Below are 22486 nucleotides of genomic sequence, written 5' to 3' on the forward strand. Positions count from 1 at the left end.
TCGGCATGCCCGCCTCTTCGGAGGGCTGGGGCGTGGCCGAGTACCTGCTCGCCGACGTCTACCAAGCCTTCAGCGGTCAACCGCATCCCGCGCGCCCCACTGTCAACGACGCCAAGACCAAGCACTCCGACCGCGTCGCGCGCCTGCGCGCTCAGCGTGAGCGCCTGGGCGTCTCCGCGCCCTAGGAGGCACGCCTATGTCCAATGCCGGGTACGGCACGCTGACGATCATCCCTTCGGCGAAGGGTTTCGCTTCTGCCCTGCAGGGCGAGATCCTCCCCGACAGCCGATCGGCCGGCACCGCCGCGGGTCAGGGCATGGGGAACTCGCTGGTCGGTGGCCTGAAGGGCATCATCGGCACGGCCATGGCGGTCATCGGTGCCGATGCCGTCGCAGGCTTCGTCAAGGGCTCCATCGACGCGGCGGGTCAGTTCGAGCAGTCGTTCGGCGCCGTCGACATCGTCTTCAAGGACTCCGCAGCGCAGATGCACGCGTGGGCGGACGACGCCGCGACGACGCTCGGCCTGACCGCGCACGAGTACAACGAGCTCGGCACGCTCATCGGCACGCAGCTCAAAAACGGCGGCACCGCCATGGAGGAGCTCGGGCCGAAGACCAACGACCTGATCAAGCTCGGCGCGGACCTGTCGGCGATGTTCGGCGGCACGGCGGCCGACGCCGTCGGCGCTCTCTCCTCGGCTCTCAAGGGCGAGCGAGACCCGATCGAGCAGTTCGGTGTCAGTCTGAACCAGGCTGCGATCGACGCGAAGGCCGCTGAGCTCGGCTTCACGAAGATGGGCGGCTCGCTCTCTGCGGAGGCGAACCAGGCGGCGACGCTCGCGCTCATCATGGAGCAGACGGCCGACGCTCACGGGCAGTTCGGCCGCGAGGTCGACACCTACGCCGGTAAGCAGGCGATCCTCAACGCCCTGTGGGGCGACGCGAAGACGCAGATCGGCACGCTCCTCCTGCCGGCCGCGACGGCGTTCGTCGGGCTCCTGACGGGCGCACTCGTGCCGGCGCTTGAGTGGACCGTGACCAACATGACTGCCGTCGGCGACGCCGCGCAGGGCATCTGGTCGATCCTCTCGCAGGGCGATTTCTCGGGCGGCATCTTCGGCCTCGAGGAGGACTCGGCATTCGTCGACTTCCTCTTCAACGTCCGTGATGCGGCCCAGGCGATGATCTCCTTCCTCGCGCCGATTGGCGCGGCGATTGCGGAGAACTTCGGCCCGATCGCGGCTGTGCTGGGTGGACTCGTGCTGAACTTCCTGCCGCTCCTAAACATCGGTGGTCGGTTCGTCGCCGCGTTCATGCCGGTTCTCGCAACGGCGCAGAAGCTCGCGCCACTCGCGCGGATGCTGCTCGGCCCTGTCGGCCTCATCGCCGCCGCAATCGGATTGCTCGTCGCGAGCTCGCCCGAACTTCAAGGCGAGCTGGGTGGATTGGTCACGACGATCGGGAGCTCGCTGCTTCCGGTGCTGACGACGGTCGGGGATGCTCTGAGCACACTCGGTCCAGTTCTCGCGACGGCACTCGCTTCCCTCGGGCCTGTCCTCGGGACGGCGCTCGGAGCGATTGCTCCCGTCCTTGTCACCGTGGCACAGGCCATTGGCGATGTTCTGGGGGCAGTCCTGCCGCTCGCGGGAATCCTGCTGACGAGCCTGCTTCCAGTCTTCGTGTCGCTGATCAGCGCCGTGCTCCCGCCACTGGTTGAGGTGTTCGGCGCGCTCGTCCAAGCGATCTCGCCCGTTCTCCTCGCCCTATCTCCGCTTCTCGCCGCGCTGCTGGGGCCTGTGCTTCAGGCCATCGCGCCGATCGTCGAAGTGGTCTCATCGCTGGTTGCTGTCCTCGTCGGGATCCTCGTGCCGGTCATCCAGGCGCTGCTTCCCATCGTCACGACGGTCTTCACGGTCATCGCCGAGGTCATCAGCGCAGCGATGGGGATCGTCCAGGGCATCATCACCGCCGTCACCGGTCTCCTAACCGGCAACTGGCAGATGTTCTGGGACGGTATGGGCCAGATCGTGGCCGGGCTCTGGAACACGGTTGTCGCACTCATCACGGGCGCGATCAACCTCGTGCTGTCGATCATCACCGGCGTCGTGAACGCGATCTCCGGTGTGTGGCAGTCCGTATGGGGCGGCATCCGTGTCTTCTTCCTGCAGGTCATCGACGGGATCGTCCAGGCCGTGCTCGGCTTCGTCTCGATGGTCCAGGGTCGCTTCGAGCAGGTGCAGAACTTCCTCGCAGCAATCCCCGGCAAGGTGCTCGGCTTCTTCTCCGGCATCGGCGAGACGCTCATCGAGTCCGGCAAGGCGCTGATCCAGGGCTTCCTCGACGGCATCACGGCCGGCTTCGAGGGTGCGAAGGGCTTCGTCGAGGACGGGCTCGGCGCGATCCGTGACCTGTTCCCCTTCTCCCCCGCCAAGGAAGGCCCGTTCTCGGGTCGTGGCTGGGTGAAGTGGTCGGGCCTTTCGGTCGGCGAGACGTTCGCCGGCTCGGTCGCTGACGCGCTCACGTCGGGCAAGTCGGGGATCTCCTCGGCGCTCGGCGGGATCCAGGACGAGTTCGCTGACTTCAACGGCGCCGCGCAGGCGTCGATCGGGGTCGACGGCAGCGTCCCGGCTCCCCCGCCCGTCGCTTCGGCGCTTCCGTCGTCGCGCTCGTCGACGTCGGTCGTGGGCGCGCTGAACGCGCTCGCCGCGGCTCAGGCGGCGGCTCCCCGTCCGTCGGGCGGCGACATCATCGTGCAGCCCGCTCCGGGCATGTCCGAGGAGACCATCGGCCGCGTCGCGGCTGAGGCGCAGAACTTCCGACTCCGTTAGGCGGTGCCGCGTGGCAGCTATTGGTGACCTGATCGTTCGCACGGGCGGGCTGACCTTCCGAGGCCAGCCCGGTCCCCGGCGCGAGCTGGGCTTCATCATCGAGCCGGGCGGCGCCAAGGGTCTGACGGGTGGCGGCGTCGGGGTGAGTCGCTCGAAGGCGGCTCGCTCCGGCGCGCACGGAACGTTCGCGGCTCGCGGTTGGCGCGACGGTCGAACGATCACGCTCTCGGGAGAGGCCGTGGCCGAGTCGCCGACGGGCCGGGCGAAGCTCGCTGACCAGCTCGGCGGACTCATGGCCGACGGCTTGGACGAGACGATCGAGGCGGATCTCGAGGACGGCACGACTCGCTCCTACGTGGGCGGGCTCGCGACGTCTCCCGACTGGGTCGAGAACCCCGACGGCCGGTCGGCGCGCTTCCAGGTGCAGATCTGGTGCCCGGACGTCTACAGCTACGGCGAACGGCGAGTGTTCACGCAGGCCTCGCCAGGCGTGCTCGAGGTATTCCAGCGCGGCAACCAGCCGGCACGTCCGGTCGTCAAGATGACGGCGACCGCGGCCATGGCTGGCTACCAGCTGAAGATCTTCCACCCGAACGGCACGCAGCTCGGGAACCTCCGCATGCACGCGATCGCCAACGGGCACACGGTCGCCGTCGACATGGCATCCGGCCGGGTGACGCTCAACGGCGCGCCGACGGGGCAGCTCGTCTACTCGGGGAACGTTTGGCGGATCCCGCCTGGCGGCGTCTACCGCGTGATGCTTGAGAAGGACGGCGAGATCGGCCAGGGCCGGCTCGAGGTCACAGTGCCGGACACGTTCATCTGACGCCCCTCATTCCATCTTCTGCCGTCCTCCGGGGCGGCTTTCGTCGTTCTCGGGGGTCGCATGTGGCGTTTCTGGATCTGCAATTCCCTCACGGGCGCCCGCATTCGCGAGGTCTTCCCGCTTGACGGTTCGTGGAAGACGATCGCGAACGGCGTCGGCACGGGCTCGCATAGCTTCTCGCTGTTTCACGAGGTGTGGCTCCTCGAGCGCGCCGGCTTCACGAAGGCCGTAGCGGAGGCCGAAGTGCGCAGCACCTGGGGCTCGCTGACGAACCCCGACGGCGCCAAAATGGCGATCGTCGTCTGCTGGGACGACACACCGGTCTACGCCGGCCTGATCAAGCGACGTTCGATCGACGACGCGAACGGCGTCGTCACGGTGCATCACGACGAGATCCGCAGCCTCCTCGCTGACCGCCTGACGCATCCCGTCGGTGGCTTCGGTACGGGCACCTGGGAGATCTCGGGCGTCGACCTGCGAAGCGCGGCCTACCTGACGATCCTCAGGGCCATGGCGGGCCGCGGATTCCGCTGGGACGTGCGTCTCCGCGGCAAGTCGATCACGCCGGGATCCGTGCAGCGCACGATCTGGAACTTCGAGCAGCAGACCGCCGAGCAGATCCTCACGGAGTTCCAGAACACCGACGGCGGACCTGACGTCCACTTCCGGCCGGTCTGGAATGCGATCGACGCGGGCCTCGAATGGGATCCACGCCTCGGCGCGCCCCGCCTCTCGGGCGGCATCTTCGACTTCGTGATCGGCGCCGACAACGACGGCGCGACGAACCTCGTCACGCTCGAGGACACGAAGAAGCAGATCACGGGCGTACACGTCGCCGGCAAGGGCTCCGAGGTCGACATGCGCCGCGGCTGGGCGGCTGAGTCCGCTCCGGTCGGCGACGGCTGGCTGCGCGACGTCGTGCTGCCTCTGAAGCACATCGACAGCGTGCCGAGCCTCACAGCGCACGGCAAGGCGCTCGAGCGGGCGCAGAAGTACCCGACGCGCCAGTTCACGATGTCGGTCCGCGCGGACGGTGCGCCCTCCGACGGCACGTCCGGCCCGACTGCGGCCGACATCATCCCCGGCACGGCGCTGCGCGTGCTCCCCAGCTCGCTGATCCTCGCCGACGACTGGCTGAGCGGCTACGTCATCTCGGTCTCCGGCGACATGTCGATGGACCTGTCCGTCGACTTCCAGGAGGTCCAGTGAAGATCGACGACCTCAACGAGCCGGTCTCTGAAGTCAAGGTCATGCAGACCTACGTGCAGGAGCTGCAGACCTCCGCCCCGCTCGGCTACTCGAGCGTCGAGCACGGCTCGATCCGCATCGCCTCTCCTGAGGGGTTGATCGTCGAGGGCGAGGGCGGCATCCGCCTGAGCGGCCGCATGGACGCGGACGGTGTCATCGACGTCACCGGCGTCCTGACGGTCCGCGGTGTCGACGGCGCAGGCGGTGTTTTCACGGCCGAGGGCATGAACACCCTCTCGGGGACGAACCTGCTGAGCGGCCCGACCCGCGTGACAGGCAAGTTCGACATCGAAGGCGACACGACCATCACGGGCGCTGTCGGCATCTCAGGCGTGTTCACCTCAACCGGTGACGTGATGCTGAACGGCACGACCCGCCTGAACGGGAACTCGTTCATCACCGGGCAGCTGACCGTGACCGGCGCGACGAAGGTCCAGAGCTCCTTCGAGACGACCGGCGACACGAAGATCGGCGGCACCGTCGAGATCGCCGGCACGACGACCGTCAACGCGCAGCTGACCACGAACGGGCAGCTTGTCGTCGGCGGGCCGGCGCTGCTCTACGACACGCTCAACGTGCTCGGCTCGATCACGAACGGCCCGATCACGATGTCGGGCGGGCAGATCTCGATCGGCGGTGGCTCGGGCATCTCGATCTCGTCGGGCGGCATCAACGCGAACTTCTTCCGCGCGCAGACGCAGCTCATCGTCGCGGGCGGCATGACGGTCACCGTCGACGGCCTCGGCGCCGCGGGCAGCCTCGACGAGATCGGGCACTGGCTCGGCGTCGCCGCTGGCGGTCAGGTCAAGACGGTCGCGAAGGCGCTCGGCGGGCCGACGTCCGGCGACCTCGAGTGGCCGTTCGACCCTGAGATCAACACCGATGAGTTCGGTCCGCGCGTCTCGCCGGGCGGCATCGGCTCGACGGATCACAAGGGCATGGACTTCGGCATCGGCCTCAGCGAAGGCACGCCGATCCCCGCGGCGGGTAGCGGCACGGTCATCGAGAAGGGCGGCGCTGGTGGCTTCGGCAACTACATCGTCATCCAGCACACCGGCAACAAGCGGACGCTCTACGCGCACATGAACGCGCCGTCCCCGCTGAACGTCGGCGACGGCGTCGTCAAGAAGCAGATCGTCGGCCAGATCGGCAACACCGGCAACTCGACCGGCCCGCACCTGCACTTCGAGACGCACATCGACGGCGTGCCGGTGAACCCGCGCACGGTGATCACGAAACCTTGGAGCGCGTAGTGCAGTTCGAATGGCCCTTCCACCCCGACGACGTCGTCATCCCGCAGGGCGGCGAGTTCGGTCCACGTCCGAGCGGCCCTGAACTGGCCGATCACTTCGGCATGGACCTGAACGCGCCCGCGGGCTCGCTCGTCCGTGCCGCCGCAGCTGGCACCGTCACGGTGACCCGCCGCGACGGCGCGGATGACGAGGGCGAGGGTAACTCGGTCTGGTTGCGCCACGACGACCGGCTGCAGACCCGCTACCTGCACCTCGACGAGCTCCTCGTCGAGCAGGGCGACGTCGTCGAGCTCGGCCAGCCGATCGGCACGGTCGGCCAGACGGGCAACGCCTCCGGCCCGCATCTCTGCTTCATGACGCTCTTCTACGGCGTCGCATTCAATCCGCGCACCTTCATGCGCGACCGAGCCTTGGAGGCAACCAGTGACTGACGCTACCCCCAAACGAGCCCGCCTCACGCACTACGTCGTGCAGGCGCACTTCGTCGTCGACGACGGCGACAAGCTGACGCGCAAGCGCATCGACCCGGTCGAGGTCGACGCCGACGAGATCGACGCGTTCCTCGCCGAGAAGCTCCCCGCGAGCCTCGCGAAGTTCGAGACAGAGCTGAACGGCGGTGATGCCTAGTGGCAGCTGTCACCGTCACCGGCTCGCTCGGCTTCTTCGGCCGCGAGGCGATCCCTTCGTCGCGCGCACCTGAGCTCTGGTTCCGCCCCTCCGAGGTCGCGAGCAAGGGCGCTTTCCTGTTCGCTTCGGAGCCCCGAAAGGCCACCCTCACCGGCACGAGCTGGACGGTGACCCTCGAGGAGACCTACGACTTCCCCGAAGACGTCCACTACCTCCCCGAGATCCACTACTTCTCGGCGGGCGGGAATCTCACCCACGTCGACGAGCTCAGGCGGAAGATCCGCGTTCCAGCGGGCGGCGGCTCGATCTCCAACTTCCCGACCGAGCCCCAGCCCGGCGCGATCATCGTCGACGCCGGCCCGCCGAAGGTGACCGGCGTCGTCTACATCGACTGGGCCAACGTTACGAGCGACGGCGTGCTCGTGTACGCGCCAGAAAGCAGCGTCTAGATGAGCACAATGATCCCCGTCGGGCGCCTGCAGGTGGCGACCCCGGCGACCATGGCCGCTGCGGTGCGCGGCAACACCGAAGCAACCGCCGCCGTCGACGAGCGCGTGATTCCAGCGGTGGGCGCGGCACTGGCCGCTGATCCTGCCACGGGGCCGGCCCTCGCCGCCGCGGCCGGCGCGGCTGTCTCGACAGAGGTCGCGGAACGCGATCTCATCGCAGGCGGCGACCCGCGTATTCCTGCCGCGGTCGAGGAGCTGCTGCGGTGGAAGCTATCGACTGGCACCCCCTACGCTGTCCCGTTCCGCTCGGAGAACGGCATCCTCTTCGGCGGAATCTATCCAGACGGCACGGTCGAGTTCCTCAAGCTCAAGGGCGCGTCAGGCACGGTCGATGAAGGCGCCACCGTGTCGTCTCGCTTCGTGAAGGCCTGCCTCGGTGACTCGCTCACGCGCGGGTACTCGGGCGGCGGGGACTGGCCGGTCTCTGAGTCTTGGCCGGGCATCCTCGGCACCCTCGACTCGCGCGCCACAGTCCACAACCTCGGCATGTCCGGGTCGACGGTCGACGAGATCGGCCTCAACGTGGGCGCGCTCGAGCTCGTCGCGCAGGCCGCTGTGAGCGTGCCTGCATCCGGCTCGGTCGCGGTCACTGTGCAAGCCGGCATCGGCTGGCGCCCGACAACGCAGTGGGTCATACACGGAACGCTCGGTACGGTCCCCGGTACGCTCACTCGCCCGGCGAACCAGGCGACGTCGATGACGTTCGTCGCGGACGCGGGCCGGGGAGGCGTCACGGTCCCGGCTGGTTCGGGCTTCCGCGCCGATCAGGTGCACGGCTTCTCGACGCTCATCCTCGGCGCCGGCCGAAACGACGTGTCGCTTGGTCTTACGGGCACGCATGGTTCCGTCGCAGCGCACGTTGTCGCCGGGACGCAGCGGATCGTCGACTGGATGCAGGCGCAGCGCAAGCGCGTCATCCTCTGGGGCACGACGAACGCGAGCAACGAGCTGTCAGGGTCGGCGAACTATCTGACCGTCAAGACCATCAACGACAGCCTGGCGGCGTTGTACCCGAGCTACTTCGTCGACGTCCGCGGCTGGCTGGTGCGTGAGGCGATCTACGCGCTCGGAATCTCGCCGACCGCGGCGGACACAACCGCCATGAACGGCGATGCGCCCCCGCCCTCGGTCATGGCCGACACCATTCACCCGCTCAAGTCGACGGCGCCTGGTGTCGCGGCCCTCATGAACACGGCGCTCGAGCGTCGAGATTGGAAGGCCTGACATGGCAAGTTTCGCGAAGGCAATGGTCTTCCCGTTCACCTGCACGGCAACCGACTTGCCGACTGATCTCATGCTTCCCGCGCCGATCGAGGGTGCAGTGCTGGATTTCTCCGCTGAGGCCATGACGCTGGGCTCAGCCGGTGGCACGCTCCCGAACCTCATCGAGGGCGGGACGGGCCTCGTCCTGACCTCCACCGTCGTCGCCATGTCGGAAGCGAACCGGCAGTTCCTGCGCTTCCCGGGCTCGCCGGCCGCGGCCAACGTCTCCTCTCGCGTGAACACGCAGGTGCAGACGCGGTTCATGCGGTTCCGGATGCGGGAGACGCTGACCGCTGAGAAGGTGCTGCTTGGCAACTCCGTCGAGGGCGGGCAGCGCATCGTCGCGGACGGGGATCGCGTGTCGATGCTCGCCAGCCAGCGCCTCGCCGGTCCATCGATCGCGCCGGGCACGGGGTGGCACACGGTCATCGCCGTGTTCAACGGAGCGACGAGCGTGCTCGACGTCGACGGCAGCACGACCTCGGGCGCCGTGGGCGTCGCAACGCAGAACGGCTTCCGCATCGCGGCCAACGCGGCTTCCCCAATCGTCTACGCGCAGATGGACGTCTCGCGCGTGGGACTGCTGCCGTACGCGGCAACCACCGCGCAGCGCAACGCATTGCGCGCGGCGCTGAACGCATAGCCAGGAGGCAACATGCAGCCCGCCAAGGTAACCACCCCGATCCCGGTCAAGGCCGGCGACGTCTGGGGTCCGCACCCGATCCGCATCCGCCCGGTCGGCTCGTCGGCGAACTTCGATCTGTCGGCCTGGTCGCGCTGGCGCTCCTGGGCGCGGCGTGACGAGTCCACCGTGCACGTCGAGTGCGCCGTCGACACGTCCCGGCTCGGCGAGGGCGTACTCCTGCTTTCCCTCACGGGCGAGCAGACGCGCACCCTCGTCGGCCGGCACGACACCGCGGAGGGCCGGTTCGACGCTGAGGCGTTCATCGGCGACCGCGGCCCGGTCACATGGGTCGAAGGCGACCTCCTGCTCAGCAACGACGTCACGAAGGAGCCCGCATGACGACGATCGAGTACGTCGCCGAGCTCGAGCCCGAGCCGGTGTTCGAGGCATTCGCCGAGCCTCCGATCTTCGTCGGCGGGAAGGACGGCGAGCCTGGCCCTCCGGGACCGGTCGGTCCTCCTGGCCCTGCGGGCCGTGACGGCATCGACGGAGCTCCCGGGCGGGACGGTGCCGACTCGGTCGTGCCAGGCCCGCAGGGAGCGCCTGGGCGCGACGGGATCGACGGTCGTGACGGCGCCGACTCCGCCGTGCCCGGCCCCGTTGGCCCTCCCGGACCCCCCGGCGCCGCGTCGACGGTTCCTGGTCCCGTTGGCCCTGGCGTACCGACCGGGGGCGCGGCGGGTCAGGTGCTCACGAAGACGGGTGCCGCCAACTACGCAACCGCCTGGCAGAACCTTCCGCCCGCGGGGCTCGTCGGTCCAGGACGACCGGACGTGCCTGCCGGGACCGGCCTCGCGTCGGAGATCGCCGCAGCTCCAGTCGGCACGGTCTACACGTCGACGGATGGCGCGTCCGTGAACGCGTGGGCGTGGCGCAAGCGGCCTACGGGATGGGTCGTCATCGACGGCGATAGCGGGTGGCGGAACATCACCGCCGACACGAACCTCGGCTCCGGTCGGCTTCTCATCCGCAGACGCAATAGCGAGCTTCTCGTGCAGCTCGACTCGTTCCGCGCGACGAACGGCGGGACGGGCACCTTCTACACGCCGCCGACTGGCTTCCAGTACGACGGTCCCAGCAACTCCATCGCGCGCATCAACAGCACCGTCGTCGAAGTCATCGGCCGCTTCGGCGCTGCGGGAGGCGCGACCGTGTTCCGCAACCAGGGCACGGCCGCGGCGGGTGAGAAGGGCTACATCACCCTGCCGGCGATTCTCGACTGGCCCTCGTCGCTCCCTGGCGCTCCCGCCGCTTCATGACTCGGAAGGACACCATGACCACAGAGGAACTCCGTCAGCTCGAGGACAAGGCTCTCGAGCAGCTGTACGTCGACGTTGTCACCGAACAGGAGCGCCGAACCCGTATGCGTCAGGTGCCGCTCGACATCGCGGCGTCGGCGAAGCGGTTCGTGGAGGACGGTGGCGACCCTGAGGAGATCCGGGCCGCGCTCACCGACACGCTGCCGGTCGCGGACTCAGTGCCCGACGTGCTCTGACCTCGTTCCACCTCTCAAGCCTCGCTCACCAGCGGAGCTTTTCTCATGCCCCAAGGAGGCACGCTTGACCTTCTCCAATCTCACTACGTCGACAAGCGGCAACGGCGGGCAGTACAGCTCCCGAGGCCGCTCGGTCGATATGTTCATCGTCCATCACGCCGCGACGACCTCGCTCTCCGGCGTGCTCTCGATGATGCGCACTGGCTCCCGGCAGGTGTCGGCGAACTACGTCATCAAGGACGACCAGGTCGTCGGCGTCGTCCCCGAGACGCACCGCGCCTGGACGTCGAGCACGGCCAGCTACGACGGCCGTTCGATCACCGTCGAGACGTGCAACTCCGTCGCGGGTGACGCAGCTGGCTGGCCTATCTCGGAAGCCTCCTACCAGTCGCTCGCCCGCCTCATCGCGGACTGCGCGACGCGCTACGGCTTCCCCATCGACCGCGATCACGTCGTCGGTCACCGCGAGCTCTACTCGCGCTTCGGCGTCTCGTACGCGACCGCCTGCCCCGGCGGCATCAACCTCGACCGGCTCGTCGCCCTGGCAGTCGGATACCAGAAGAACAACGGAGTGAAGAAGATGACCCCTGAACAAGCCGCACTGCTCGCCGACGTCGCCAACAAGGTCAACGCGATCCGCGACGGACAGCTTCAGCCGCACAAGAAGTGGACGATCGACCAGGAGCTGAGCAACAAGTTCGACACCCTCATCGGGAAGCTCGACTCGGTCATCAAGGCACTCGGGAAGTAGCCGTGTTCGCGCGCCTGTTCCGCGCATCGGTGTGGGCGCGCGGCGCGGTTCCCGCCCACGAGCGCGACGACCAGCTCGACGCCCGCTTCTTCCTGCCGCTGTTCGACGTCGGCATCATCATCCTCGGCATCTTCGGGGCGATGAACCATATCCCGGCGCTCGACCAGCACTACCCTGAGCCGCTCGTCGATGCCCTCGCCTACAGCCTCTCGCTCGCGGGCGCACTCGCCCTCGTCGGCGTCTCGTTCCCTCGCCTCGAGCGGCTCGAGCTCTGCGCGAAGTTCTTCCTCATCGCGGCCCTCGCCGTCTACCCCGCCGTGCTGCTCCTGACCGCGGCCGGTGGCGACAATCAGCGCTGGGTCGCCGGCATCGGCCTCGCGCTGCTCGTGCTCATCCCGTTCCGCCGCGTGGTGCGGCTCATCGTCCGCATCTGGCGACACCGAGTCGGCTACCCCGCCACCGAGGAGCTCACGACGATCGACGCCGATGCTTGACCCGGCAGTCGTCGCGATCGTTGCGGCGATCGCGACCCCGTTCCTCGCGGGCGGCTTCGGCGTGCTCGGCATCTGGCTCGGCAAGCGCGGCGATCGCGCGATCAGTCAGGAGACGACCACGGCGAACGCCTGGCTGCAGCGCCTCGCCGCCGTCGAGGAGAAGGACAAGACCCGCGGCGAGGAAGTGCGGCAGCTGCGCGAGGAGCTCGACAGCGTCAAGTCGACCCTCGACCAGTTCAACGAGCGGTGGCGCGTCGTCATGAGCGCCGTCTCGCAGCTGTTCTGGCAGATCGCGCAGCAGTGGCCCGACGGCGCCCCGCACCCGATCCTCGACGCCCGCCTCATCCGTGTCCTCGACGCGGCCGGCGTGGGCGATCTCATCCCTGCCGCCTGGCGCGGCAACGCACCGACCTAGGAGCCCGCATGACTCTTCTCGAAACCCACGGCGAGCACAACGAGCGCACCGCGAAGCTCGCAGCTGAGCAGGCCGACGGCACCCTCGAGGTGCCCGGCCGCTTCATCCCGTCCCCGACAACTCGCCGCTGGCTGTACGCCGTGGCCGTGGCGGTCGTGCCGCTGCTCGTCACGCTCGGCGCTGTGACGCCCGATGTCGCCGGCCACGTGCTGACGATCGCCGGCGCTGTGTTCGGCCTCGCCGTCCCGGCGCTGGCCGTGGCGAACACGCCGAAGTGACCGAAGCCCCTCCCCTGCCGCGCTGGCAAGGGAGGGGCTTTTCGTCGTTGGGCCGGCTCGGATGACCTGTGCCTTACGCATTTCTCCGCGAGAGCCTCGCGTGCAGGTCGTCGTCCGACTCACCGGGGCGAGCTAGGCGAATGCCAGCCCGAATGGTGCGGCAGGGAACCAGGACACAAACCGGCTGAAAATGTCCAGCCAGCTCGTCTCTGGCGCAGTCACGCGAATGTGAAGATCGCTCGCGCGATCCTTGCTCGCGTACCGGTGCCGGATTTCAAACATGCAGCCTCCTCGGCCCTCCGGGTCCGCGCCTCACGGACTCCGAGCACAAGATGTTGTGCGCGTCAAGGATACGACCACTAGATCTAGAGTTACAACCGTGTAGTTCTCCACAAGTCCTCCACAGAAAAATGGCCCAGTTCCCGGCGTTTTCCCACCTTCTTCGGCGGTTATACACAGACGGCCCTGGCTGGCCCGCTCTCCTTTCAACTACGAAAGGACGGCTCATGCCTACCCAACTCCTCGGCCTCATCGGCAAGAAGCGCTCCGGCAATTCGCGCGTAGACACTTCGGACTGTCGGTGGCACATGTCAGGCTCCGCGGCATGAACGAACCAGTCGAGAAGGTCACCGCCGAGCGCGCCCTTGAATTGCTTGCCCTGCGATGCGAGACGGTCGCCGAGCGGGTCGACTCGAAGTGGACGAAGCGCATCGTCTGCTGGCGGCCCGTCGCCACCCGACCCGCCGAGGGGATGTCCTGGCTTATCTGGGGCGAGACTCCTCCGCTGCGCGAGGTCGACGGCGAGCTCGTGCCGGTGCCTGTGACTGTCGACGGCGCCACGTACGAGCCGATCCTCCTCGAACCGCTCGACGTGTTCGACGTGTGGCTCGAGCTGCTCCTGTGGGTGACCGAGGGCGACGCGCGCACCGAGATACGTCAGGCACTCGAGGCCAGGTCCATGAGTCAGAAGGAGTGGGCGATCTCGCACGGCAACGCGCAGATCCGCGGCACCGTCACGCTCGAAGGCGACACCCTCGCCGCCGAGCGCCTCGCGTCCGAGCTCTCGATCGCGCTGCTCTACATGGCGCAGCGGGCGACGAGGAAGAAGTCCTGGTGAGTTGTCCACAGCCCGGCCACTGGCTCTCTCGTGCGGTTACGCTCCGAGCATCGACGACGACCTGATCGGCCGGCCGAAATGCCCGCGGTGCCTCGTGCTGCTCGACGTGAGCAACTGGATGCGGTGCTTGCAGTGCAACACGACATGCCTGGCTTCAGACCCGCTAAGTTCTTCGGACCGACTTAATTCAGGGGGTAAGCGTGGGCAGAACAGCGACGGACAAGCAGGTCAGAGACAACCACATGAGGCTCGCCCAGAGCCTTGTTCAGAAGGGGTACACCTGGCAGCAGATGGAAGCCGGGGACCGAAGTCACCTCCAGGTCCGATGCCGAGCACGCCTAGCCGGCTCGGCATCGTTCACCATCGCCGACCATGACGGCGGCATCGTATGCGTCGACTCCTCGGGAAAGATCGCAGGCGGCCTCGTCTTCATGGCCGCGAACTTCCCAGAAGGGAGCGTGTCGGTCCATGTCCGCGCGCTCGTAGTGGAACCGACACATGAGCGCCGAGGCGTTGCAACGGTGACCCTGAACATGCTGCCGCAAGTTCTCGACGGCTACGGCGTCCGCGCAACCAATGGCGCCACCCGACTTGCATACGGTGGATGCGAACCGTCCGCAGCCGTGCTCTACCGAAAAGCGGGTTACGAGGTGTCACGGCCGGGTGCACCACTCACCCTCGAAGTCGGAACCGGAGCGAGCGTCACATCCGACAATCCTGTCTACAGCTGCTGGTTCAAGCGCGCAATCTAGACCTTCGCGAGCACGCGCGTAGCAACCAAGAACCGCCCCACCTCCCGAAGGAGGTGGGGCGGTTTCGTTCGGCTCAGACGGGATCCACAGCCTCCAACAACGCAGGAGGAAGAATCCGTAGCTTGAGATGCGGATAGTCCATTTGTGCGGCCAACAACAGCAACGTCTGGCGGAAATATGGGTGACTCACCTGCGACACCCAGAGGGCCAGGCGCCTCCGCGTTTCTTCATCGTCTTCAGCAAGCATCTCAGTCAACTTGATGCCGACCTCATAGCGCAGCACGCACTCGACCGTCTCGACTTCATCCGCCTCGGCTTCACTCGAACCAGAGTCAGCGGAAGGTGAAGCGACTTTGTGCCGGCCTATGAAGTGAGTGACTCGGAGAGCGCACATAGCCGTGAACTCCTGCACGGCCTCCGCGGGTATCTGCACGCCATATTCGCTTGAAATACGATCAGGCACAGAAAGCGAATCGGTCTCGCCTTGATCGTACTGATTCGGGGTGGTAATCGCGACGTCTGCCAGACGGATACTCGAAATTGCAGCCGGCATCTTGTCGGTCATGATTGAACTTTTTCTGCTCTAAATTCTGACGTGCGGAACTTGTGTGGCATTTCCGAAACGAGGCTCTCAAACTCACTCGCTTCCGTCAGCATGGGAAAGTCAATCGGGACACCCTCAGGCTGGTTAAAGGCCACGGACACCACACGATCGATGTCCCCGTCGGGCTCCAGGCGAACTTGGTGCGTGTAGACGCGAATCTTCTTGTAGGCATCGGTCGGCCGTGAGTCACCAAGGGCGCTGCCTTCCTCGTCAATAGAGCTATCTCGCTTGGACCGCCGTCCGCCTCGCCTCGACGTTGGCTCGATCGGCGTACCGTCGGCTGAGGTAATCGAGAAATCAAGGCTCATATCTAGTGCTGCGAACAATCGTGCGACGGAAGCGATGTGCAAATTACCGTCGCCGTGCAGGAGTTGGGAGACACGCGCTTCTCCAACCCCCAATCGCTTAGCAACATCCCGCTGAGTCAGGTCGCTTCGGGATGCGAACGCGTCCTCAATCATGGCTGCTACGCGGATGGCTAGCCTTGGTCCGGCCATCTGCGTCCGGGCCTCACGACTCTCGGTCATGTTCCAAATCCTCTCGTCGAACCATCACGACACCTACCAGATCTGCCTCAGGGGTCTTCTGGCTGTTCTTCGGAAAGCAATGTCCCAGCCGGATCTGCTCGTCGAAAACCGGAATTTGCCAGTAGTCGTCGGGTTTCTCGACAGTTGAGATATCGTCGATGCGAGCCTTCGGCTCGTAGCCGCCAGAGCCGTCTGTGTCGTAGAAAGAAACCCGAACGGCACCCAACTTGAACTCCCAGACCCCATCGACCAGATAATTCACAGTGCAGTAACTCGGCCGCGGCGTGCCTTTATCAGCAAACCACTCAATCCCAGCCACCAGCTTCTGCCCTGACGTCATCTGTGCGTCATCCGGGGGTTCCCCGCTGAAGTCCGGATCGTGTTCCCACGTCCCACACTTCATCGACTCCAACACCTCTTCCGCCGGGCAAGATAGATCGCTACGCACCGCGTACTCGACATCACAGTACGACCCAGACTTAAGTAGCGTACGCGAAACTTTAGTCAACTGTAAACCCTTACTCCTCGAGTCACGTGGTAGCTGACTCTACAGCCACGAAACCGCCCCCTCCCGCGAAGCGTCTTCCCGGTGTCCGGGATCGCTTCAGCGAGAGGGGGCTGCGGTTTGAGGGACCACCGACGAGGGAGCCGCATGAATTCGCCCAGCAGCCGCAGCCGCCCCCGGTCCAGCCGCCCATCACTCAAGGTTGTCGCCGTCTGTGTCGTCGTGTCGGTCGCATGCGTGGGCGCCGGATACCTCCTGTAGCAAACCCTGGATCCGCCACCATGGCTTGCCGCGATCATCATCAGTCCAGTCGTCACGATCATCGTTGTCGTATCCCTCCTGCGCATGCAGAGGCACGGTTCCTCAACGGACCGCGAGCGGCGCAGGCAAGTCCTCGATGACTCCGCAACACGACCGAGCAGTGAGTAGCAGCTTGGCAACGCGGGGCGGCAAACGCCTCGCCGGGTGCAGCATCGCCGAGGCTGAGAAGCGCTAGCGATCCGTTTCGATGTCGACCAAACTCAACGCCTGCACGTCGCTTCTCGCGGCCCAGACCTTGAACCCGGTCAGCACGTTTCGCGTCGCGAGCACGATGAAGATCGCGCTCGCGATCGCTGCCACGGCCGCGATGATCATGGGCGTCGTGTCGTAGGCGCTCGCGCTGTATGCGCCGAGCACGATCGCGAGCACGCCGGCAAGAACCGCGAAGCCGACCTGCGACGCAGCTGCTGCGAACTTGGCCGAGGCCGCTTCCTGAGACCACGCGACGATGCGCTTCTTGTCCATGATGTCCATGTCTCGAGCTTGCCAGGCGCGCTGACTCGGCGCTTCCCCGGGGAACGACGACTCAGCCGTGACGGTGCAGATGAAGAACTCCTGGCCCGCTCTTTTCATGCACCCTTCCACGCGCTCCGGCGCCCGCATGAGACGAGCTCACATGACATCGCCCACCTTCTCCACTCAGGGATTCGCGGCCCAGAGCATTTCGCTCAGCGCCGACACCCTGAAGCGACTGGCTTACTCCGCCAGCGCTCACGGACTCGCTGACCCCGGTGCGTTCGCCCGCGCGATCTTCCCCGGGTTCAGTCACCTGCGCCGCGGCCCGATGTACGGCGGGCAGCTGATCATCGATGTCAGCGGCACGCCCTCGAACGTCACGCGGGCCGCGCTCGTCGCAGCCGTTCAGGAGACAGCGGTCGTTGTTGTCGATCACCTCGGGCAGAGCGGCGTCGGTCGGACCGACGCCGAGCGCACCCTCGCAGCGCTGACTCGTAGTGACGCGTACGCGGCGCGGATCACCGACGCTCTTCGCCGCCTCCTACCCCGAGCCTCGGCCAGCGAAGCCGAAGCAGCCCTCGAGCGTGCCAAGCATCGCAGGGCGGAAATCGCGCGGCTCCCACGGGCTGAGAAGCCGAAGTACTCGAGCGTTCAGACGCCGGCAGCGTGCGCCCTGGAGGTTCTTCGCGTCTGGCTGCCGACGCTCACGCCCGGCAGCCACCGCTTCGGTGACGTCTACGCGTCCTTCGCGGCCACCTGCGCCCAGTCCAGCGCGCGCCTCGAAGAGAAGCACCTCGAGGCCGCGGCGGACATCGGTCGGAACACCTTCTACCGCCTGCTCAACCAGGAGGCCAAGGTCTCACGGAAGGCGAACGTCTCCTACGTCGTCATCGAAGCGACCGAGACCACAGCCCCACAGGAGCCCCTTGCCGTCTGACCCGAGCGTCCAGACCATCGCCAGCGAGCTGCCGAACCTGCTCCGTCAGCTCGAGCAGGCACGAGACGCGCAGTGGCGCCGCTCGAGCGTCCCCTCGCCGCGCGACGACACCACCGAGCGGAGCCAGGGCGTGCGCAGCGACCCGACGGCCAACACCGCGCTCGACCCTCGCCGCCTCCGTCTGCGGGCTGCGGTGCTGCGAGCAGAAGGCAACCTAGAGCGCTTCGCCGAGGCCGTCCAGGCGAACACCGCCGAGCTCGAGGCGACCTACAGCGCCTGGGCGGGCGAGCCGGCCGCAGCCTGACACGACAAGACCCCGACTTCACACTTCTACGTTGTGTGCGGTCGGGGTCTTTCGGCGTACGCCCGACTAATGTGCACCCATGGACATCTCACCAGAGCTTCAGCAACTTGGAACAGAACTGGCAAAGCTCGGGGCGCAGAATGCGGTGCCGACGATTCTTGACAAGGTCAAGACCCTTCGCAAAGGAAAACGGGACGACGGCACTTTCGCCAACCTCGAGGAGATCATCAACGACCTTCTTGAGGATCGAACTCGGCTCATCGGCGTCGCCAACGCCTACAAAACTGAGCTTGTATCGCAGAACCTCACATCAGGCGACATCGGCTACATAACCGACACTCTGATTCCTGCCCTGCGCAGGCTGATCGGCGAGCCATCTGCGCTCGGCGAGGGAGTCGACGAGAGCGAAGTGGGGACATCACCCCAGGGCGAGATGCTGGACAAGCTCGAGGAACTCCTGAGTCCTGAGATGATCAAAGTCGCTCAGTTGCTCGGGTTCAATTTCCGTGAGGCGATTGGACGCCCACTCACAGAGTTGACTCGGCGAGCCGTATTAGCGCGGGCCGCTCCCGAAGGAAGCGCCAAGGAAGAAATCGCAGCCCTGCACATTCGTCGCGAGACCCGAATGGCGGACCTGGCGCTTGACGAGGCAGCCTATGAGCGATACTTCAAGCTATTCGGACAGACCGCACCCTAGCCCGCACACGTTCGAAGCCTGTCAGGACCACTGAGCCGAGGGTGAGCTTTCCGCGCTCCGCCCCGATTCGAATTTCGACCTAGACTTCAGCCGCGAAGCGCTCCTCGGCCCTCCGCAGGATCTCATGTGCTTCGACACCGAGCACCGATGCGATCTGTCGCAACGTAGCGACTGTCATTGAGCGCGTGCCTTTCACCCACCTGTCGAGGGTCTCGCGGTTCATGTCAAGTTCGCGCGCCAAGCCGGCGACACTCTGGCCGTTCGCGGCGATCTCAGCGCGTACCTGCGCCGCCACTACCTGCCCGAACCTCGTCGCTTCATCCTTGTTCACACCTTGAGCGTACATGACTTCGGCTACAAAGTGTAGCCATATGGCTTGCAAGAACCCGGCCTGATGCGTACTGTAGCCATATGGCTACACAGTCCCATCGCCGAATCAACGAGCAAGAGCTGACTCTCGAGGATCTCTTCCTCCTCGCCTCGGCGTCCGCAACCACCCCGAGCGCCGTCGTCGCGGACGCCGCCTGACCGAGGAGAACAACATGACCCAGCCGCACCCCCGCCCTGTAGGCAGCAACCCGACCCGCATCGCGCCGAAGCGACGCCATTCAGGCTATGAGTGCCAGACCGCGCAGTGCGGCAGTCACGTCGACGCGCATGACGTCTGCATCCTCCGCCCCACCGACGCGATGCTCGAGTTCGGCCTCGAAGTCCTGCAGCGCCCAGACGCACCCACCTGGGCGGTCGACTGCGGCGGGATCGACTACGATCTCGAGAAGCTCGAGCGGCTCATCAACGCCCTCGAGGAAGCACGGCAGCTCGTCGCACTGGCCGACGGCGGGATCCGCACCCGCGTGGCTACAGCATGAGCCACGCGACCACCTGGCACGATGACGTCGTCGAGGTCACACACGGCTCGCTCGTCTACATCGAGACGGCGCAGCTCGTCGCCCGTGTTTGGCGGCAACGCAGCTGGACCATTCGACGCGACGCGTGGACCGGCGCCGTCACTGTCCGCGGATCGAAGCGGCGCCCAGCGCACATCGACGAGCGCATCGACGAGGCCGTCGAGTACGTATCGGTCGCCGCGCAGCATTGACCATGGAGGCCCATTCTGACTCCCGCGGGGCGGACTTTCGGGCGCCCGCGGGTCTACCCGATTTGCTCGTCGGGATCCGGTAGGTCTACCACCGCCCACCATCCGAGCTGCGCTGGGTTGACGTAGACGATGGTCGGCTCGAGCGATGAGGGCAGGAGCGCCTGCACTTCGATCAAGTTGCCTTGCTTGGCCGCAGCGCGCAAACGAAGCCCAAGAGAGTCGGCGTCCTCGTTGACGTGCAGCTTCCAGTTCTGGTCGGTGGATTCCAGGAGCAGATGCTTAGACATGCGCCGACCCTACCGTGCGTCGGTCTCGTTGTTGGCCCGCTCTCCTTCCGAACCCCTCGGAAGGAACACCATGAGCAACGACCTCGCGGACTACATTCGGGCGCTCGTCGACGACGCGCCTCCACTGTCCCAGCAGCAGCGCGACACGATCGCTCTCGCGTTCGGACACTGACCGAAAGCCCCCTCACCTCGAGGGGGCTTTTTCGTGTCTCGGTAACCTCCGCTAAGTGCGCGTGTTGAGTGTTTCGAGGATGCGGTCGGCGGTTGGGTCTGCGAGCCGTTCCTTGAGGTCGTCCAGCGCGACACGGAAGCTACCCGTGAGGCGGTACTGCTTCGTGAAGGCGGCGAAGTCGTCGCGCAGCACGGTCGGGCCAGACTCGGCGAGGCTCGCGACTCCTTCCGGCAGAGCGACGCCGGACCGGACGGAAGCGACGAGATGGTCGATGACGTCCGGCCAGACGAGGCGGTTGCGGCTGCGCCGCTGCACGGAACGCATACGGACGATCGCGAACGGGCCGGCGCAGCCCGCGAGGAAGGCCAGCGCGGCGACGGCGATCACACCGGTGAGTGCGAGTCCTGCGGCGCCGAGCGTGAGACCCAGGACACCCGCGGCGCCCGCGAAGACGGCCACAGGAACACGCTCGAAGCCTGCGCGCCGCAGGTCGGCGCGGAAGTCGTCGACGCGGGAGCCACGGCGCTCGACGCGCTCGACGCTCCGAGGCCAGAGCCACGCACTCACGATGCTGGAGACACCCGCGCCCATGACGAGCGCGAGCAGCACGTTCACAGGGACCTCCGAAGAATTCGGGCAGGGTCGAACCCGTGCGCCTCGTACTTCGCGATGCGTGGCGGCGGGGACCCCGTGGATTCGAGCTGCCCGCGACCGCGGCGAAAGAGCGTCGCCGCCTCGATGACCTGGCCCGTGGCGACACCCGTCGGTGCAAGGATCTCGCCCACGTGTCGAGCCCCTGAAGCGGTCATCTCCAGGTGCACCACGAGGTCGATGCAGCCGGCGACCGTCGGCACGACGAACGCGCTGTCGATGTTGCGCCCAGCCAGGAGCGGCAGCGTCGACAGCTTGATGAGCGCGTCCCGAGCCGAGTTGGCGTGGATGCTGCACATGCCAGGCATGCCGCTGTTCAGAGCGATCAGCAGGTCGAGGCTCTCGGCTTCCCGCACCTCGCCGACCACGAGCCAGTCGGGTCTCATCCGAAGCGCCTCTTTGATGAGCCGGCGGAGTGTGATCTCCCCGGTGCCCTCGAGATTCGCCTGCCTGCACTGCAACGCGACCACATCGCGCGCGACGAGATCGAGTTCGAATGTCTCCTCGACGGTGACGATGCGCTCTTCGCTGCGCACGGAGGAGAGGAGCGCATTGATCATGGTCGTCTTGCCCGTGTGCGTGGCGCCGGAGACGAGGATGTTGCATCCGGCCAGGACCGCGAGCTGTAGGAACTCCGCCGCCTGGGCGGTGAGTGCCTCTCGCTCGACGAGGTGCGAGAGGTCGCGGATTCGGCGGGTGAACTTCCTGATGTTCACCGACGGGTACCGGCGGGTCACCTCCGGGACCGCCACGTGCAGGCGTTCGCCGTTGGGGAGGGAAGCGTCGACGAACGGGGAGGACAGGTCGACGCGCCTGCCGCTCGACTGGAGCATCCGCTCGATGAGGTCGCGCAGATCGCCCTCGGGTACGACCGTCGGCGTGAGCTCGGGGACGCCGCCGCGCGCGACGAACACGCGCGACGGTGCGTTGATCCAGATCTCCTCGATCTCCGGATCATCGAGGTACGGCTGAAGCACGCCGAAGCCAGTGACCCGCGCGAGCACCTCGCGCGTCGTCGACTCCTCGTCGTGCACGAGCGGCAGCGAGGATCCAAGGGCCTCCTCGGCGTAGCCGCGCACCTCTTCCCGTGCGATGTCCGCGGCACGCGCGCGGTCGCCGCCGAGGTCGATGCCCTCGAGCAGGACACGACGACGGATTCGATCGGTGATGGTGCTTACCGCGATGCTCACGGGGACAGCATGCCGAAGACTCGCCAACGCTGCAGAAGTTATCCACAGGCCGGCGATCTCAGGGCACGGCGGACCGCGCGTCCCGCGAACCGGCGCGCATCCAGGCCACATGAGGATCAGGTGTCCGCTCCCCCGGAGATCGCATACCAACAGGCCACGCGTAGCGATGCGTTCTCGACAGCATCACCCGCAACGT

The 22486-nt window shown here is 66.6% G+C and carries 32 protein-coding genes; 24 read left to right on the plus strand and 8 right to left on the minus strand.

The genetic code is table 11. The features are described from left to right. The first annotated feature begins 5 nt into the window (after positions 1-5). The 19 genes from C5C17_RS18775 to C5C17_RS11895 all read left to right on the plus strand — a co-directional run bounded on the left by C5C17_RS18775 (position 6) and on the right by C5C17_RS11895 (position 14540). Entirely contained in the window at positions 6-185 is a 180-nt protein-coding gene (locus C5C17_RS18775) for a hypothetical protein (RefSeq protein WP_219820506.1), read from the plus strand. 11 nt (positions 186-196) lie between these two features. Then, positions 197-2827 carry a hypothetical protein gene (locus C5C17_RS11810; protein WP_104253562.1) on the plus strand — a complete coding sequence of 877 codons (2631 nt, stop codon included), beginning with the start codon at positions 197-199 and terminating at the stop codon, positions 2825-2827. A gap of 10 nt (positions 2828-2837) precedes the next feature. Then, positions 2838-3653: a hypothetical protein gene (locus C5C17_RS11815; RefSeq protein ID WP_104253563.1), complete on the plus strand. Its 816-nt coding sequence runs from the start codon at positions 2838-2840 to the stop codon at positions 3651-3653. Positions 3654-3713: 60 nt separating this feature from the next. Then, positions 3714-4862: a hypothetical protein gene (locus C5C17_RS11820; RefSeq protein ID WP_104253564.1), complete on the plus strand. Its 1149-nt coding sequence runs from the start codon at positions 3714-3716 to the stop codon at positions 4860-4862. Continuing rightward, a complete protein-coding gene (locus C5C17_RS11825) occupies positions 4859-6154 on the plus strand; it encodes a M23 family metallopeptidase (protein ID WP_104253565.1) in 1296 nt (431 codons plus the stop codon). The genes C5C17_RS11820 and C5C17_RS11825 overlap by 4 nt, the downstream gene beginning before the upstream one ends. Beyond that, positions 6154-6585: a M23 family metallopeptidase gene (locus tag C5C17_RS11830; protein WP_104253566.1), complete on the plus strand. Its 432-nt coding sequence runs from the start codon at positions 6154-6156 to the stop codon at positions 6583-6585. Before C5C17_RS11825 ends, C5C17_RS11830 begins: the two co-directional genes overlap by 1 nt. After that, positions 6578-6781 carry a hypothetical protein gene (locus C5C17_RS11835; protein WP_104253567.1) on the plus strand — a complete coding sequence of 68 codons (204 nt, stop codon included), beginning with the start codon at positions 6578-6580 and terminating at the stop codon, positions 6779-6781. Before C5C17_RS11830 ends, C5C17_RS11835 begins: the two co-directional genes overlap by 8 nt. Next, positions 6781-7230, plus strand: a complete 450-nt coding sequence (locus C5C17_RS11840; RefSeq protein WP_104253568.1) for a hypothetical protein — start codon at positions 6781-6783, stop codon at positions 7228-7230. The genes C5C17_RS11835 and C5C17_RS11840 overlap by 1 nt, the downstream gene beginning before the upstream one ends. Continuing rightward, on the plus strand, positions 7231-8514 hold the full coding sequence (locus C5C17_RS11845; RefSeq protein WP_104253569.1) for an SGNH/GDSL hydrolase family protein: 1284 nt from the start codon (positions 7231-7233) through the stop codon (positions 8512-8514). Between the two features lies 1 nt (position 8515). Beyond that, on the plus strand, positions 8516-9196 hold the full coding sequence (locus C5C17_RS11850; protein WP_146079164.1) for a hypothetical protein: 681 nt from the start codon (positions 8516-8518) through the stop codon (positions 9194-9196). A gap of 12 nt (positions 9197-9208) precedes the next feature. Further along, positions 9209-9577, plus strand: a complete 369-nt coding sequence (locus C5C17_RS11855) for a hypothetical protein (protein WP_104253571.1) — start codon at positions 9209-9211, stop codon at positions 9575-9577. After that, positions 9574-10497: a hypothetical protein gene (locus C5C17_RS11860; RefSeq protein WP_104253572.1), complete on the plus strand. Its 924-nt coding sequence runs from the start codon at positions 9574-9576 to the stop codon at positions 10495-10497. Before C5C17_RS11855 ends, C5C17_RS11860 begins: the two co-directional genes overlap by 4 nt. A 14-nt stretch (positions 10498-10511) precedes the next feature. Continuing rightward, positions 10512-10733: a hypothetical protein gene (locus C5C17_RS11865; protein WP_104253573.1), complete on the plus strand. Its 222-nt coding sequence runs from the start codon at positions 10512-10514 to the stop codon at positions 10731-10733. A gap of 64 nt (positions 10734-10797) precedes the next feature. Next, complete coding sequence (locus C5C17_RS11870; RefSeq protein ID WP_146079165.1) at positions 10798-11484, plus strand: N-acetylmuramoyl-L-alanine amidase; 687 nt, start codon at positions 10798-10800, stop codon at positions 11482-11484. 2 nt (positions 11485-11486) lie between these two features. Continuing rightward, the gene (locus tag C5C17_RS11875) at positions 11487-11978 is read left to right on the plus strand and encodes a hypothetical protein (protein WP_104253575.1); all 492 of its coding nucleotides are present in this window, start codon (positions 11487-11489) and stop codon (positions 11976-11978) included. Next, positions 11971-12393 (plus strand): hypothetical protein, encoded by a 423-nt coding sequence (locus C5C17_RS11880; RefSeq protein ID WP_104253576.1) that lies wholly within the window; start codon positions 11971-11973, stop codon positions 12391-12393. The genes C5C17_RS11875 and C5C17_RS11880 overlap by 8 nt, the downstream gene beginning before the upstream one ends. Before the next feature lie 8 nt (positions 12394-12401). Further along, positions 12402-12671, plus strand: coding sequence for a hypothetical protein (locus tag C5C17_RS11885; RefSeq protein WP_104253577.1), 270 nt, complete (start codon positions 12402-12404; stop codon positions 12669-12671). Positions 12672-13275: 604 nt separating this feature from the next. Then, the gene (locus C5C17_RS11890) at positions 13276-13788 is read left to right on the plus strand and encodes a hypothetical protein (protein ID WP_104253578.1); all 513 of its coding nucleotides are present in this window, start codon (positions 13276-13278) and stop codon (positions 13786-13788) included. Positions 13789-14030: 242 nt separating this feature from the next. After that, entirely contained in the window at positions 14031-14540 is a 510-nt protein-coding gene (locus tag C5C17_RS11895; protein ID WP_104253579.1) for a GNAT family N-acetyltransferase, read from the plus strand. A gap of 73 nt (positions 14541-14613) precedes the next feature. On the opposite strand, the gene C5C17_RS11900 is transcribed toward C5C17_RS11895, so the two are convergent. The 4 genes from C5C17_RS11900 to C5C17_RS11915 form a co-directional block, all read right to left on the minus strand. After that, positions 14614-15105 carry a hypothetical protein gene (locus tag C5C17_RS11900; RefSeq protein WP_104253580.1) on the minus strand — a complete coding sequence of 164 codons (492 nt, stop codon included), beginning with the start codon at positions 15103-15105 and terminating at the stop codon, positions 14614-14616. Continuing rightward, complete coding sequence (locus tag C5C17_RS11905; RefSeq protein WP_104253581.1) at positions 15102-15671, minus strand: helix-turn-helix domain-containing protein; 570 nt, start codon at positions 15669-15671, stop codon at positions 15102-15104. Before C5C17_RS11905 ends, C5C17_RS11900 begins: the two co-directional genes overlap by 4 nt. Then, positions 15655-16011: a hypothetical protein gene (locus tag C5C17_RS11910; RefSeq protein WP_146079166.1), complete on the minus strand. Its 357-nt coding sequence runs from the start codon at positions 16009-16011 to the stop codon at positions 15655-15657. The genes C5C17_RS11905 and C5C17_RS11910 overlap by 17 nt, the downstream gene beginning before the upstream one ends. 657 nt (positions 16012-16668) lie before the next feature. Beyond that, entirely contained in the window at positions 16669-17070 is a 402-nt protein-coding gene (locus tag C5C17_RS11915; RefSeq protein WP_104253583.1) for a hypothetical protein, read from the minus strand. Positions 17071-17113: 43 nt separating this feature from the next. Here C5C17_RS11915 and C5C17_RS11920 point away from each other — a divergent pair, with 43 nt between their 5' ends. From C5C17_RS11920 to C5C17_RS11930, 3 genes are all read left to right on the plus strand, one after another. Beyond that, entirely contained in the window at positions 17114-17890 is a 777-nt protein-coding gene (locus tag C5C17_RS11920) for a hypothetical protein (protein WP_104253584.1), read from the plus strand. After that, positions 17880-18194: a hypothetical protein gene (locus tag C5C17_RS11925; RefSeq protein ID WP_104253585.1), complete on the plus strand. Its 315-nt coding sequence runs from the start codon at positions 17880-17882 to the stop codon at positions 18192-18194. The genes C5C17_RS11920 and C5C17_RS11925 overlap by 11 nt, the downstream gene beginning before the upstream one ends. A 79-nt stretch (positions 18195-18273) precedes the next feature. Next, positions 18274-18891, plus strand: coding sequence for a hypothetical protein (locus C5C17_RS11930; protein ID WP_146079167.1), 618 nt, complete (start codon positions 18274-18276; stop codon positions 18889-18891). 79 nt (positions 18892-18970) lie between these two features. On the opposite strand, the gene C5C17_RS11935 is transcribed toward C5C17_RS11930, so the two are convergent. Continuing rightward, positions 18971-19222 carry a helix-turn-helix domain-containing protein gene (locus tag C5C17_RS11935; protein ID WP_219820507.1) on the minus strand — a complete coding sequence of 84 codons (252 nt, stop codon included), beginning with the start codon at positions 19220-19222 and terminating at the stop codon, positions 18971-18973. 211 nt (positions 19223-19433) lie between these two features. Here C5C17_RS11935 and C5C17_RS11940 point away from each other — a divergent pair, with 211 nt between their 5' ends. After that, a complete protein-coding gene (locus tag C5C17_RS11940) occupies positions 19434-19760 on the plus strand; it encodes a hypothetical protein (protein ID WP_104253588.1) in 327 nt (108 codons plus the stop codon). Next, positions 19757-19990: a hypothetical protein gene (locus C5C17_RS11945; protein WP_104253589.1), complete on the plus strand. Its 234-nt coding sequence runs from the start codon at positions 19757-19759 to the stop codon at positions 19988-19990. The genes C5C17_RS11940 and C5C17_RS11945 overlap by 4 nt, the downstream gene beginning before the upstream one ends. Positions 19991-20043: 53 nt before the next feature. Here the strand turns inward: C5C17_RS11945 and C5C17_RS11950 are convergent, their stop codons facing one another. The 3 genes from C5C17_RS11950 to C5C17_RS11960 form a co-directional block, all read right to left on the minus strand. Further along, a complete protein-coding gene (locus C5C17_RS11950) occupies positions 20044-20277 on the minus strand; it encodes a hypothetical protein (RefSeq protein ID WP_104253590.1) in 234 nt (77 codons plus the stop codon). Between the two features lie 223 nt (positions 20278-20500). Next, entirely contained in the window at positions 20501-21064 is a 564-nt protein-coding gene (locus tag C5C17_RS11955; RefSeq protein WP_104253591.1) for a type II secretion system F family protein, read from the minus strand. Continuing rightward, positions 21061-22290, minus strand: a complete 1230-nt coding sequence (locus C5C17_RS11960; RefSeq protein WP_258066182.1) for a CpaF family protein — start codon at positions 22288-22290, stop codon at positions 21061-21063. Before C5C17_RS11960 ends, C5C17_RS11955 begins: the two co-directional genes overlap by 4 nt. Positions 22291-22486: the final 196 nt, after the last annotated feature.

Source organism: Pseudoclavibacter sp. RFBA6 (assembly GCF_002931575.1).
Classification (GTDB): Bacteria; Actinomycetota; Actinomycetes; order Actinomycetales; family Microbacteriaceae; genus Pseudoclavibacter; species Pseudoclavibacter terrae.

Coding starts and splice junctions, on each gene's coding strand:
- C5C17_RS18775 (WP_219820506.1), top strand. CDS start 6: ATGCCCGCCTCTTCGGAGGGCTGGGGCGTGGCCGAGTACCTGCTCGCC.
- C5C17_RS11810 (WP_104253562.1), top strand. CDS start 197: ATGTCCAATGCCGGGTACGGCACGCTGACGATCATCCCTTCGGCGAAG.
- C5C17_RS11820 (WP_104253564.1), top strand. CDS start 3,714: ATGTGGCGTTTCTGGATCTGCAATTCCCTCACGGGCGCCCGCATTCGC.
- C5C17_RS11845 (WP_104253569.1), top strand. CDS start 7,231: ATGAGCACAATGATCCCCGTCGGGCGCCTGCAGGTGGCGACCCCGGCG.
- C5C17_RS11850 (WP_146079164.1), top strand. CDS start 8,516: ATGGCAAGTTTCGCGAAGGCAATGGTCTTCCCGTTCACCTGCACGGCA.
- C5C17_RS11855 (WP_104253571.1), top strand. CDS start 9,209: ATGCAGCCCGCCAAGGTAACCACCCCGATCCCGGTCAAGGCCGGCGAC.
- C5C17_RS11860 (WP_104253572.1), top strand. CDS start 9,574: ATGACGACGATCGAGTACGTCGCCGAGCTCGAGCCCGAGCCGGTGTTC.
- C5C17_RS11865 (WP_104253573.1), top strand. CDS start 10,512: ATGACCACAGAGGAACTCCGTCAGCTCGAGGACAAGGCTCTCGAGCAG.
- C5C17_RS11880 (WP_104253576.1), top strand. CDS start 11,971: ATGCTTGACCCGGCAGTCGTCGCGATCGTTGCGGCGATCGCGACCCCG.
- C5C17_RS11885 (WP_104253577.1), top strand. CDS start 12,402: ATGACTCTTCTCGAAACCCACGGCGAGCACAACGAGCGCACCGCGAAG.
- C5C17_RS11890 (WP_104253578.1), top strand. CDS start 13,276: ATGAACGAACCAGTCGAGAAGGTCACCGCCGAGCGCGCCCTTGAATTG.
- C5C17_RS11895 (WP_104253579.1), top strand. CDS start 14,031: ATGAGGCTCGCCCAGAGCCTTGTTCAGAAGGGGTACACCTGGCAGCAG.
- C5C17_RS11900 (WP_104253580.1), bottom strand. CDS start 15,105: ATGACCGACAAGATGCCGGCTGCAATTTCGAGTATCCGTCTGGCAGAC.
- C5C17_RS11905 (WP_104253581.1), bottom strand. CDS start 15,671: ATGACCGAGAGTCGTGAGGCCCGGACGCAGATGGCCGGACCAAGGCTA.
- C5C17_RS11910 (WP_146079166.1), bottom strand. CDS start 16,011: ATGACGTCAGGGCAGAAGCTGGTGGCTGGGATTGAGTGGTTTGCTGAT.
- C5C17_RS11915 (WP_104253583.1), bottom strand. CDS start 17,070: ATGAAAAGAGCGGGCCAGGAGTTCTTCATCTGCACCGTCACGGCTGAG.
- C5C17_RS11920 (WP_104253584.1), top strand. CDS start 17,114: ATGACATCGCCCACCTTCTCCACTCAGGGATTCGCGGCCCAGAGCATT.
- C5C17_RS11930 (WP_146079167.1), top strand. CDS start 18,274: ATGGACATCTCACCAGAGCTTCAGCAACTTGGAACAGAACTGGCAAAG.
- C5C17_RS11940 (WP_104253588.1), top strand. CDS start 19,434: ATGACCCAGCCGCACCCCCGCCCTGTAGGCAGCAACCCGACCCGCATC.
- C5C17_RS11945 (WP_104253589.1), top strand. CDS start 19,757: ATGAGCCACGCGACCACCTGGCACGATGACGTCGTCGAGGTCACACAC.
- C5C17_RS11950 (WP_104253590.1), bottom strand. CDS start 20,277: ATGTCTAAGCATCTGCTCCTGGAATCCACCGACCAGAACTGGAAGCTG.